Below are 12,053 nucleotides of genomic sequence, written 5' to 3' on the forward strand. Positions count from 1 at the left end.
GTGAACCGGTTCCGGGTCAGGCATTGACCTGGAGTTCATGCAGCAGAAACCCCAGTGATTCCGGGGCTGCGCAATGGCTTTTTTCCGAGCGTTGTTCATCCCATGGCATCGCGTCATCGGTGCAGAAATCTCCAATGCATTCCATGCTCAGCCCGGCATCGAGCAGTCCGAGCGGAATCCAGAAATAAGGTGTTTCGCGAAGAACATTAGGCACGGTCGAGCCACATCGCGAGCAAAAGTCATTTCTGTACCCGCTGGATTTGCGCCAACCGGTGATCGCCTCTTGCCCGTCTTCCCATCGAAAGTCGCGAGCGTTGACCAGTGTGGCGAGATTATGGCCGACCCCGGTTTGCTTGCGGCACAGCGTGCAATGGCAGCGATAGAAAAATCGTGGTTCAACCGCCAGCGAAAAGCGTACAGCCCCGCAAAGACATTGCCCTGATGCCATGAGTCTCTCCCTTGAAAAATGTTCATCCGTATTGGCTTGCGCCATGTAGTCCGCTTGATCCCTGACGGCCGAGCAGTTCACTCGCCAACAGCGCTTTCAACGCCATCGGCCTGGCAAAGTGATAACCCTGGGCCTGCCCTGCGCCCATTTCACGAAGCAGTTCCAGCGTCGCTTCATCCTCGACGCCTTCGGCCACCACACTCAGGTCCAGCGACTCGGCCATCCGCACAATCGCCCGGACGATCGCGCGACTGCGGGAACTGGTGGTCAGCTCGAGGATGAACGACTTGTCGATTTTCAAACCGCTGAAGCGGTACTGATGCACATAGCTCAGGGACGAAAACCCTGCGCCGAAGTCATCGAGCACCACCGACATACCGTTGTCGGCCAGTTGCTGCATGGTCTGTCGGGCAATCGCCGGCTCGGCGACCAGCGCCCCTTCGGTCAGTTCAAGGCAGATCCGCGACGGCGATACCCGGTGCTGCGCCAACAGTTCCAGCACCTCACTGGCGAAGTCGGGGCGCGTCATGCTGTAGCTGGAACAGTTGACGTGCACCGCAGGCCAATTGGCGTGCTCGGGCTGCGCGAGGATCGCGGCAATGCTGGTCAGCATGTACAGGTCCAGTCGACCGATCAGGCGCAGGCCTTCGACATCCGGCAGGAACTCGCCCGGCGCGATCACCCGGCCGCCCGGCTGATGCCAACGGATCAGCGCTTCGAGGGCCAGCAGCTCGCCGGTTTCGACGCTGACGATCGGCTGGAAATACGGCAGCAGTTCGTCAGTACGCTTGAGCGCGTTGCGCAAGGCCCCTTCCCGTTCGACCTGGTCCGAGACTTCACGGCGCACTTCCTGGTTGAACACCGCATAGCTGTCGCGCCCGGCACTCTTGACCCGGTACATCGCCGCATCGGCATCGCGCAGCAAGTCGGCGGGTTCGTGATGGAACTGACTGTCGGCGCTGACGATACCGATGCTGCAGGACGAAAAAACCTCATGACCATTGATGAAAAACGGCAGGTCGAACGCCACCAGGATCCGCTCGGCGATTTCGATCATTACCTCCAGCGGGGCCTCGGGCGCCAGTACCGAAAACTCATCGCCCCCCAGGCGTGCCAGCATGTCGGTCTCGCGCAGACAACCACGCAAACGCTGGGCCGCCTGCATCAACAGCAGGTCGCCAAAGTGGTGGCCGAAGCTGTCGTTGACCATCTTGAAACGGTCCAGATCGATGAACATCACCGCCAGGTGCCCGCCCTCGCTGCCGAACCGCGACCAGGCCAGATTGAGGCGCTGTTGCAGGTAGGTGCGATTCGGCAGCCCGGTCAGCGCATCGTGTGCGTTTTCGTGCTGCAACTTGGCATTGGCGTGATCGAGTTCGCGGGTGCGGCTCTGCACCCGGGCCTCGAGCTTGAGGTTGGCGGCATGGATCGCTTCAGCGGCCGTGCGTCGTGACAGCGCCGTGTCGATGTGCCGCGACACGAACGTCAGCAGTTCCTGGTCACGCTGGGTATAGCGCACCTGCGAGGTATAGCTTTGCACCGCCAGCACGCCACGCACCGCGTCGTCTTCGAACAAGGGAATGCCCAGCCAGGAGTAAGAGCGCACAGACTCATGGGCGATTTCGATTTCACCCTGCGCGTGCAATCGTTCTGCCTCGGCAACGTCAATCAGGCAAGGTCGGCGCTGACGGATCACATACTCGGTCAGGCCCCTGCGCCCTCGCCGTGCCGGCGGGCAGGTCGTCTGCCGTTCATCCACGTAATAGGGAAAAGTCACTTCGCCGGTGGCGTCGTCGAACAGCGCAATATAGAAGTTCTGCGCGAACAGCAGATCACCGACGATGCCATGCAGGGTTTCAAACAACTCGGCCATGTCACCGGGCTGGCTGGACAGTTCGGCAATCTGGAACAGCGCGTTCTGCAGATGTTCGGCGCGCTCCCGGTCTGCCACTTCCTGGCGCAATGCATTGTTGAGTGCGGACAGTTCCAGGGTGCGACGAATAACCGTTTCTTCCAGGTCCTCCCGGTGCAGGATCCGGTCCAGCGCCATGGCCACGTGACGGGCGACCACCAGAAACAACGCGCGGTCTTCAGCGCTGTAGATGCGCGAAACGTCGTAGACCTGCATCGCCAGCATGCCAAACACGTCATCGGAAGCATTTTTCAACGGTGCGCCCATCCAGAACTCGGGACGATCACCCACGCAGTGGAAACGGTTTTGTGCCTGGGCCTCGAGAATGCCGGCGGCGTCGATCAGCAATGGCTGGCCAGTGGTCAACACCTGCCCGGTCAACGACAGGCGCGAAGGGTCAAGGTATTCATGGTTTTCCGATTCCAGGGCATCGACGTCGATGATGTCGACGTAATACGGGTAATCGATCTTGCCGGTGTGCGGGTTATACAGCGCGAGATAGAAGTTCTCGGCGTCGATCAGGCTGGCCAGCAGCCGGTGAACCCCCACCAGGAACACAGAACGGTCACGGGTCGAACTGGCCAGATAAGTAATTTCATACAGCACACGCTGGGTGATCTGTGCACGGGCCAGGGTATTGGTCTGTAGTTCGATGCCCAGGCGCCGGGCAAAGTCCGCGAACGCGGGTTCAGCAGCTTCATTGACGGGTGCGAGCAGCCAACCCAGCTCACTTTCGCCTCTGCCGGTCGGCCAACGATGCAGGTTCGACGTCAGGCAAAAGGCTTCAAACGCCTCATTGGCAATGCTCGAAGGCCATTGCGCCTGCGGGTCGCCTTGCCCGACCCAATGCATTTGTTCGCCGGCGCGGTAGAACACCCAGTCAGTGCTGTGGGTCCAGTTGCGCGCTGAGTCCAGCACGTGTTCGATCGAGTCGTCGCCGCCGGCGTAAGCCATGCCGACAGCATCCGGATTCACCATGGGTTGGAGCGCGGCCACTTCGCAATGGCTCGAATGCCGCCGGGAGTCGGTCAATGTACGAAAACTCATCAGGGCTCCCTGAGCCAAAAACTGCCGAAACTCACTGACTGATTGCTAGCAATGTGCCATCTAGTTTCATATTTATGTAAAGCTTATAGCGGTTTTTTTCAATGTTTTGTTCACTTTAGTGCCAGGTATGAGACGGGCTGCAAATTATTCGCTGCGTATTGCTGTCCACGGAATGTCTGAGCTATCGGGCACAGGCTCTGACTAGGCCCTGCAATTCAATGTGACCTATCAGTCGTCATTGTCATCGCGATCACGGTAGCGACGGTGATCGCGATCATAGCCACGACGATCATAGTCACGGTCATAACCCTGATCATCGTCCCCTCTCCAGTCGTAACCACGGCGATGATCATGATCGTGATATCGCCCGTACCGTTCTCCATCATCCCAATGCGGGCCGCAGCCTCCCAACAACACGGCGCTGGAAATGGCCAATATCAAGATTACTGCGCGATTCATGAAAACGTCCTGAATGTCGGATTATGGAAGGGTCACGGCTGCTCGAAACGTTCATCCGGGCAGTGTTCACACAGGGTTATGACCATTCTGTAACTCAATGATTCCGCTGGGAAATACAAAGAAGTGACGGTCACTCTCAGCGACCGCGCGATTGATTGCCTGTTGGGACCAACCGGGCCTGTCATCAATAGGCCTGTCATGAATAGCAAAGGGGCTGTCGTCGAATGAAAAGCGTCTGTGATGCGCGGGGCTTTTAATGGTTCTTCACGCAATTCCGGGAAACGCAATACCTGTAGGAGCCAGCTTGCTGGCGATGGACTCAAGAGCGCCGCGTTAATCCAGTTCACACGCGTTAACGTTAACGACCATCGCCAGCAGGCTGGCTCCTACAGTTTTCCGGGAAGGAGTTGCCTGGAACACCAGGCAGGAGAACAACAATATGAAATTCGTGAAAACTCTTCTGGCTGCCGTACCCCTCATGGCGCTGGCCATCGATGCCCAAGCCTATGTATCGAGCCAGGAAGCCGCACGGCTGGGCAGCAGCCTGACGTGGGTGGGAGCCGAAAAAGCCGGTAATGCCGATGGCTCCATTCCGCCCTACAACGGCGGCCTGACCACTGCCCCACCCGGCTTCAAGACCGGCGACAGCATGCGCCCGGACCCCTTTGCGGGCGAAAAACCGCTGCTGGTGATCAACGGCAAGAACGTCGATTCGTTCAAAGGCATGCTCACCGCCACCACCGTGGCATTGGCCAGGCGCTACCCCGGCTTTCGCATCGACGTGTATCCGACCCACCGCACGGCATCGCTGCCCCAGGCGGTACTGGACAACAGCCGCAGGAATGCCACCCATGCCAGGTCCCTCAACGGCGGGATCGCCATCGACAACGTGATGCCCGGAGTGCCGTTCCCGATCCCGCAATCAGGCGCCGAAGCGATGTGGAACTTCCTGCTGCGCTACCAGGGCGTCAACATCCATTCCAAGTACGACTCCTGGACTGTCGACACAGCCGGCGTACCGAGCCTTGCGGTCACCGGCGAGGCATTCGTCTCCTTCCCGATCTACGAGAACATGTCCAAGCCGTTCAACAGTTCGGACATTTATTATCAGTTGAAATTGTCCTATACCGGGCCTGCGCGCCGAGCCGGCGAGTCGATCATGCTCAAGAACGCCACCAATGCAACGGAGTTTCCCGGCCGCGCCTGGCAATACATGCCGGCCCAGCGCCGGGTCAAACAGATTTCGATCCTGGCCTACGACACCCCCAACCCCGGTACTGCCCGTGCGCTCGAGCTGTATGACTGGACGCTGGTCGGCAAGCAGGAAATGATCGTGCCCTACAACACCTACAAGCTCACCTACGCTCGCGATGCCAAATCCCTGACCACGCCGAATTTCATTGCCCCGGATTTCGTTCGCTGGGAGAAACACCGGGTCTACGTCGTGGAGGGCAATCTCAAGCCCGGTGCAAAGCACATCTACCACAAGCGCCGCTTTTACCTGGATGAAGATACCTGGGCCGCGGTGGCCTCCGACCAATACGACACCCGTGGCCAGCTGTATCGTGGCTCCTTCGCTTTCTTCAGCCAGAGCTATGACCAGCAAGTCCCGGATGCCACGCCCTTCATGACGTACGACCTGTCGAAAGGCACCTACAACATCAATGGCGTGGTCGGCCCTCATGGCGGCATCCGCTACATCGAGCCGCTCTCGACGGCACAGTGGGTGCCGGAGTCCATGGCGGGTGCCGGTATTCGCTGAGTGGATGGTGACAAGGCCCCCCGAATCGAAAAAGGGGGCAGGACCTGCAGGGATCAGCTTTCGCCGGCAACAACCGGGTCTTGAACGGATTCGGCAGCCAGCTTCAACCGGTCAGCCTTGCTGATGTATTTATCCTTTTTTTGCGGTGCCAGTTTGGCACTGGCCTTTTTCGCGTGAGCCTTCAGTAGCTGCTTTATTTTCTTGCGACGATTCATGTTTTTCTGCTCAACCGGTGGTTCTTGAATGATATCAGCTTAAACATTCAGGCCGGGCTGCCGCTTCCCCATAAATGGGTTACTTCACCCACCCTTGCGGGCAATTACCACCAAATTGGAGGAACATCCCCTTTCTCCCCGCGTCTCCCGAATGCAAATCCGCCAGCAACTTGTTCATTAACCTGGGTTTTTTCTTTGCCCGGGTGATGGCTCATTAGTTGCACGCGCCCACTTGTGCCCACAACAGCAGTCGTCCCGGACATGGAGACGGCGGGACATCACGCGAGGGGTGAAACATGAAACGCACGACCCAACCAGGCAATTCCTTCTACTGGCTGCGCAAAACAAGCCTGCCTTGTGCGATGTTCTTTACCCTGGCCACGGCAGACGCCGCACCACTGGATGATTTCGGCCCGCCACCACCGACGGACCCCTCGGCGTTTACCAATCCGCCGGCCGATCCTCAGGCCGCGGTGGATGCCATAGAGGCCATGCCACCCACCAACACGGGTGCCTTCGCCCTGCCCAATGGCGTGTATGGTACCCGCACCACGCCGACGACCGACAACGTGCTGCCGCCAGCGCTGCAGACATCGTTCAAGATCCCCACCAACGGCAAGCCCAGCCCGTTGTTCGGGGCGCAGCCGTACACCCAGCAATTGCTGTTGTTCGAAGAATTCGGCACGGAAAAACTCGACCCGACACTGCCGCCGCCCACCCTGACCTTCCCGCCTCCGACCGTCGGCCCGGCGCCCGTGCAGGACCCGAACAACATCGCCCGCAGCGGCCCTTCGGCTGTGGCGCTCGAAGCCTTCATGCGCCAGCCCGGGCTGTACCCGTTTCCGTCACAGTATTCCAACGTGCTGGACCGTAACCCGTGGAAAGCGCAGGTAGAAGCCTTCCTCAACCGCCATCCGGTCGGCTCGCCGGCCGAAGGGCGTCCGCCAGGAAAAAGCTGGTCGCACCAGCGCTGGAACGAGTTCTACCCACAGGTCGCCTTCAAGACCGCTCAAGTGGGCGCCAAGCTCAACGGCGGCATGCGCGACCGCCGCCAGCTGCACAACTACGCCGTTGGTGAGTTCGGGCCGGGCGGGCTCTACAACCAGACCTCGGACAACCCGATCATTGTGGGCACCACCAAAGGCATCGACACCCGCTTTCACCCCAACATGCCGATTCAGAACCACAAGGCGCTCTGGACCTTCGACGGCACCTTTCCGCCAAAACTGTTAATGGTGCGCTACGGCCAGGGCGTGCTGATGCGGCACTACAACGCCCTGCCGATCGATCCATCAGCCAACATGGGTTTTGGCCTGCACACCCTCAGCACCCACGAACACAACGGCCACAACCCGGCCGAAAGCGACGGCTATGCCAATGCGTTTTTCTTTCCGGGGCAGTACTTCGACTATCGCTGGCCGATCCAGTTGGCCGGTTACGACAGCATCAACACCAGCGCGCAGGATCCGCGCGCGGCGTTCCCCTGCGCCCCGGGCGAAACCCTGTATGTCAACGACGCCACGCCGGGCCTGAAGACCTGCAACAACGGCACCATCAAGATCCGTGGCGACTGGCGCGAAACCATGAGCACCCACTGGTTCCACGACCACATGCTCGATTTCACCGCGCAGAACGTCTACAAGGGCAGCGCGTCGATGATGAACTACTACAGCGCCCTGGATCGCGGTAACGAAGCGCTGCAGGACGGCGTCAACCTGCGCCTGCCCAGCGGCTCGGCCTTGCCTTGGGGCAACCGCGACTACGACGTCAACCTGATGCTGGCCGACAAGGCCTGGGATCAGAACGGCCAACTGTGGTTCAACCCCTTCAACACCGACGGCTTCCTCGGCGATCAGATGCTGGTCAACTGGCAGTACCAACCACGTCTGAACGTGCGGGCGCGCAGCTATCGTTTCCGCATCCTCAATGGCTCGGTGTCACGTTTCTTCAGGATCGCGCTGGTGCGTGAAGTCGTCGGCACCGGTGGCGAATTCCCCGGCCCGACAGGTTCCGGCCTGTCTTACACCCGCGTGCCGTTCCACATGATCGCCAACGACGGCAACCTCATGGAACACGCCGTGCCGTTCGACGGCAGCATGGACCTGGACGCCGACGGCGATGTGCAGGACCACAACGCCATCCTGCCCGCCCAGAGCATCGCCGAGCGTTTCGACATCATCGTCAACTTCTCGAAACACGGGATCAGGACCGGTGACAAGCTGTACTTCGTCAACCTGATGGAGCACCACGACGGCAAGGGTCCGGAAAGTCTGCCGCTGAGCCTGGCCGATGTCCTGGCCGGCAGGTACAAGGCAGTGCTCAAGCTGACCAGTACCGGCTTGCGATGGGAGGACGGCGACCCGGTGGTGGGCAAGTTCATGCAGATGGTGGTCCAGCCTTATGCCGGCCAGGACGTGAGCATGAACCCCGCCGACTACGAACCCGCCAAGCCGGGCAAGCCTGTGGGTAAAAGTATGATCCCGCTGACCCTTAACCGCGATGATCCGGTGGTGCAAGCCAAGCTCAAGGCGGCGCGCCATCGCGAGTTCATCTTCGGTCGCTCCGACGGTACCGACGAAGAACCCTGGACCATCAAGACCGACGGCGGTTTCGGCTACCAAATGGATCCTCGGATCATCAGCGCCGCTCCGCAACTGGCCACCGGTCCGACCCCTGCCGGGTTCTCCGGCGACGGCACCCTGGAAGTGTGGAAAATCAGGAACGGCGGCAACGGCTGGAACCACCCGGTGCACGTGCATTTTGAAGAAGGCATCGTCCTCAACCGCGACGGCAAGGCACCGCCGGAATGGGAAAAATGGGCGCGCAAGGACGTCTATAACATCGGCCAAGGCATCGACAGTTCGGTGGACGTGGACATTGCGATCCGCTTCCGCGAGTTCGCCGGGACCTACCTGGAACACTGCCACAACACCCAGCACGAGGACACGTCCATGCTGATGCGTTGGGATGTCGAGCACCCCGGCCAGTTTCAGTTGATGCCAACGCCCCTGCCTGGTTGGGACGGCGTCACCTACGTCAATTCCGCCGCGCTGCCGACTTTCCGCACTGGCGATGAACGTGTCGAAGACCTCGCCAACCAGAAACCTGTCGCCAACCCCGACAGCGCCATCAGTAACACCGGCCAACCGGTGACCATCAACGTGCTGGCCAACGACAGCGACCCTGACGGCAACGTGCCGCTTAAAGTGGTGGGTCTGGAGCAACCGGACTCCGGCAAGGGCTCGGTCAGCACCGACGGTTTGCGTGTGATCTACACACCACCGGCCACGATCCCCGCGCCGTTCACCGCGACCTTTACCTATAGGGCCAGCGATGCGAAGAACGCGGAGTCGGCACCGGCGACGGTGTCCGTGGCGGTCTCGGCAGGGGTCGTCGAGAACCTGATCGTCACCAGCGCCACCGTCACCGCCCGTAGCAGCAGCCGCTGGTATTGGGTGCTGTCCGGCACCACCTCGCGTGGAGCGGGCAATAGCATCACGGCGACGGCCACGACCACAACCGGCACGGTGAACCTTGGCACCGCCACCCTGACGCTTACGCCGACAGGCGCGCGCTGGAATATAGCGGTGACAACCGTCGGCAGCGGCCCGTCGGCTGCCCCGACGGCGACCATCAAGTCGGCCTTCGGCAAAACCGTGACGGTGCCGGTAGTGAAGAACTGAGTTTCAACCTGGCTTTAGCGACGAGGGCCTCAAAGGATCTGAGGCCCGAATCGGTCAGTTCGGTTGGTCCCGTTCAACTTTGTGGCGCGATGATCCTGAGCCACGGCCAGCGAGCCTGATAACTTCTGGCCTTCTGATCGAACAAGTCCGGCCTGGGATTGCCTGGATTGATTCGAAGCAGCCCGTGCTCTGTGTCGGCCAGGCCGTTGGGGGCATAGACCTCGCCGGTGGCGACATCCCAACCGATGCAGGTACCGGCAACCAGGTAGCGATCGACTCCGTCCCTGGCGGACTCAAGCCTGGGATAATCCCCGCCGAACCGCTGGCTGTACCATAGATGAACGCGAGCCTGATTCTTGACCTCAACATTCACGTCGAGATCGTTGAACAGCTGCCGGGCTGACTGAATGACCTCGTTCTCTGCTTCCCAGGACAGATCATCATCGAAGTAAAAGACGTCGTAATCCTTCACTCCCCACTCTGGCGGTCGCTGTGACTGATGATTCCAGACGGCCTGGAACAGGCAGCCGGCCGTGAGCATGCATTGGTTCAAACCAAGCTCGGGCAAGCGTGTGTAAATTTCTGCGTTGACCGGATTGGTCATTGCGATCCTGACCAGGCTTTCGGCAGTCAATGTCATCTTCATCCCTTCCCTATCGATCTGATCCTGGCGACCGACAATACCCCCGGTGCTTTACAAATTCACGAAAAACACCGTCCTTCGCGACCTGCGACTATCGGCCAGCCTGGCGCCAATCATGGGACATTCAGGGGGTATGAAGTCGGTACTGACTATGTGGATGACACTTTTGAAGTGAGCCGCCGCCGTGCCTGCCCCGATAATCGATAGCTTACTGACGAACTGTCGAGGTCAAGCATGACGAACGCAAATACGGAACAAGTCAGCCCGCAAACACTGAGAAGAGTGATTGTCGCCGCCGGCATCGGCAATTTCGTCGAGTGGTTCGACTTTGCCGTCTATGGCTTTCTGGCCACGACCATCGCCCAGCAGTTCTTCCCCAGCGGTGACGCCAGCGCCGCGCTGCTCAAGACCTTTGCGGTGTTCGCCGTGGCCTTCGCGTTTCGGCCCCTTGGCGGGATTTTCTTCGGCATGCTGGGCGACCGGATCGGCCGCAAGCGAACCCTGGCGATGACCATTCTGCTGATGGCAGGTGCAACGACCCTGATCGGTCTGCTGCCCACTTATGCGGCGATCGGGGTCACCGCGCCGATTCTGCTGTCGCTGATCCGTTGCGCCCAGGGTTTTTCCGCCGGGGGCGAATACGCAGGTGCCTGTGCCTACCTGATGGAGCATGCACCGAGCGACAAACGAGCCTGGTACGGCAGCTTCATCCCGGTGTCGACATTTTCCGCCTTCGCTGCGGCAGCCGTGGTGGCCTACGCGCTCGAGGCGTCATTGTCGGCCGAAGCCATGGGCAGTTGGGGTTGGCGCCTGCCGTTCCTGATTGCTGCACCGCTGGGCCTGGTGGGGCTTTACTTGCGCTGGAAGCTCGACGAGACGCCGGCATTCCAGGCGGTGACCCAGGAACATGCGGTCGCCCACTCGCCGCTCAAGGACACCTTGCGCAACCATGGGGCGGCTATCTGTTGCCTGGGGGCCTTCGTGTCACTGACCGCCCTGTCGTTTTATATGTTCACCACCTATTTCGCGACTTACCTGCAAGTCGCCGGTGGCCTGAGTCGCGCAACCGCGTTGCTGGTGTCACTGATTGCATTGCTGTTCGCCGCGGCGATCTGCCCCCTGGCCGGGCTGTATTCGGACCGGGTCGGGCGTCGCATGACGGTGATGACGGCCTGCGCGCTGTTGATCGTTGTCGTGTATCCATCGTTCCTGATGGCCAGCTCCGGCTCGTTCGCAGCGTCCGTCGTCGGCGTCATGCTCCTGGCGATTGGCGCGGTGTTGTGTGGCGTGGTGACGGCGGCCTTGCTCTCGGAAACCTTCCCGACCCGCACTCGATACACCGCCTCGGCCATCACCTACAACATGGCGTACACCTTGTTCGGCGGCACCGCGCCGCTGGTGGCGACGTGGCTGATCAGCACCACCGGCAGCAACCTGTCGCCGGCGTTCTACCTGATCGCGATCGCATTGCTCGCGCTGGCCGGGGGACTGGCATTGCCGGAGACCTCGAGGATTTCCCTGCATGACGTTGCGGCGCAGGAGAAAGCCGAAGGCGTGGGTGCATCCGCCTGACACACGAAACGGGCCGGCAGGTGTCATGTCAGCGAGGTTTCCCTCAGAGGCCTTTGACTGGTGAGCAAAACCCTGCACAATTGCCGGCTGTTTTTGGGGCCTTCACTGGTTTGGAGGTCACTGGCTTGCCAGCGATGGTCGTTAGCGATAACGCGTGTGAGCTGGATAAACGCGGCGCATCTGAGTCCATCGCCAGCAGGCTGGCTCCTACAGTTTCAGCGTGGGCATGGTCCCTTGTGGGAGCTGGCTTGCCTGCGATGGTCGTTAACGATAACGCGTGTGAACTGGATGAACGCGGCGCACTTGAGTCCA

At 60.3% G+C, this 12,053-nt stretch carries 8 protein-coding genes; 3 read left to right on the forward strand and 5 right to left on the reverse strand.

Annotation, left to right across the window (positions count from 1 at the left end; translation table 11 throughout):
• Window positions 1-16: 16 nt before the first annotated feature.
• The 3 genes from KSS91_RS15060 to KSS91_RS15070 all read right to left on the reverse strand — a co-directional run bounded on the left by KSS91_RS15060 (window position 17) and on the right by KSS91_RS15070 (window position 3,866).
• On the reverse strand, window positions 17-493 hold the full coding sequence (locus KSS91_RS15060; RefSeq protein WP_225923685.1) for a GFA family protein: 477 nt from the start codon (window positions 491-493) through the stop codon (window positions 17-19).
• Window positions 471-3,407 carry a sensor domain-containing phosphodiesterase gene (locus tag KSS91_RS15065; protein WP_217835235.1) on the reverse strand — a complete coding sequence of 979 codons (2,937 nt, stop codon included), beginning with the start codon at window positions 3,405-3,407 and terminating at the stop codon, window positions 471-473. Before KSS91_RS15065 ends, KSS91_RS15060 begins: the two co-directional genes overlap by 23 nt.
• Before the next feature lie 228 nt (window positions 3,408-3,635).
• Window positions 3,636-3,866, reverse strand: a complete 231-nt coding sequence (locus KSS91_RS15070; RefSeq protein ID WP_217835236.1) for a hypothetical protein — start codon at window positions 3,864-3,866, stop codon at window positions 3,636-3,638.
• Between the two features lie 439 nt (window positions 3,867-4,305).
• Here KSS91_RS15070 and KSS91_RS15075 point away from each other — a divergent pair, with 439 nt between their 5' ends.
• A complete protein-coding gene (locus tag KSS91_RS15075; RefSeq protein WP_217835237.1) occupies window positions 4,306-5,628 on the forward strand; it encodes a DUF1329 domain-containing protein in 1,323 nt (440 codons plus the stop codon).
• Window positions 5,629-5,681: 53 nt separating this feature from the next.
• Here KSS91_RS15075 and KSS91_RS15080 read toward each other — a convergent pair whose 3' ends face one another.
• Complete coding sequence (locus KSS91_RS15080; RefSeq protein WP_217835238.1) at window positions 5,682-5,843, reverse strand: DUF2986 domain-containing protein; 162 nt, start codon at window positions 5,841-5,843, stop codon at window positions 5,682-5,684.
• A gap of 362 nt (window positions 5,844-6,205) precedes the next feature.
• On the opposite strand from KSS91_RS15080, the gene KSS91_RS15085 reads away from it, so the two are divergent.
• Window positions 6,206-9,526, forward strand: a complete 3,321-nt coding sequence (locus tag KSS91_RS15085) for an Ig-like domain-containing protein (RefSeq protein WP_225923767.1) — start codon at window positions 6,206-6,208, stop codon at window positions 9,524-9,526.
• Between the two features lie 73 nt (window positions 9,527-9,599).
• On the opposite strand, the gene KSS91_RS15090 is transcribed toward KSS91_RS15085, so the two are convergent.
• Window positions 9,600-10,166, reverse strand: a complete 567-nt coding sequence (locus tag KSS91_RS15090) for a nucleotidyltransferase family protein (protein WP_225923686.1) — start codon at window positions 10,164-10,166, stop codon at window positions 9,600-9,602.
• Window positions 10,167-10,403: 237 nt separating this feature from the next.
• Here KSS91_RS15090 and KSS91_RS15095 point away from each other — a divergent pair, with 237 nt between their 5' ends.
• Window positions 10,404-11,741, forward strand: coding sequence for an MFS transporter (locus KSS91_RS15095; protein WP_015095184.1), 1,338 nt, complete (start codon window positions 10,404-10,406; stop codon window positions 11,739-11,741).
• Window positions 11,742-12,053 lie beyond the last annotated feature (312 nt).

The sequence above is a fragment of the Pseudomonas azerbaijanorientalis genome, assembly GCF_019139795.1.
GTDB classification, from domain to species: Bacteria; Pseudomonadota; Gammaproteobacteria; order Pseudomonadales; family Pseudomonadaceae; genus Aquipseudomonas; species Aquipseudomonas laurylsulfatiphila.